The sequence below is a fragment of the Micromonospora sp. D75 genome (assembly GCF_018070405.1).
Classification (GTDB): Bacteria; Actinomycetota; Actinomycetes; order Mycobacteriales; family Micromonosporaceae; genus Micromonospora; species Micromonospora chalcea.
In genome coordinates this window covers 1-379 of the sequence record NZ_JAGPXV010001229.1, presented here as the reverse complement: position 1 = coordinate 379, position 379 = coordinate 1, and the positions used below count along the sequence as shown (strand labels likewise).

The 379-nt window shown below is 72.8% G+C and carries 1 protein-coding gene; it reads left to right on the top strand.

Annotated features, from left to right (window positions below):
* Window positions 1–379: EAL domain-containing protein (locus KBX39_RS33005; RefSeq protein WP_210874334.1), on the top strand; the 379-nt coding region annotated here is incomplete at both ends.

Sequence of the window (379 nt, the reverse complement as noted above, 5' to 3'; positions counted from 1 at the left end):
ACCTGGACGAGCTGATCCGGCGGCTCACCGCGCTGCGGCTGACCGGCGTCCGGATCGCGCTGGACGACTTCGGCGCCGGCTACTCGTCGCTCGGCCAGCTCCGGCGGCTGCCGATCGACATTCTCAAGATCGACCACAGTCTGGTCGCCGAGCACGAGCCGGTCCGGCCGGTCGGGCGGGACGGTCCGGCGTTCGCGCCGATGGTCGACATCGTCATGCGCCTGGGGCATCAGCTCGGCCTGGAGGTGATCGCCGAGGGCGTGACCAATCCGACCGAGCTGGCCGCGGTGGTGGCCGCCGGCTGCCGGTTCGGTCAGGGGGCGCTGTTCGGCTGGGGCGTGCCGGCCGAGCACCTGGAGGCGATGCTGGAGGCGGCGAC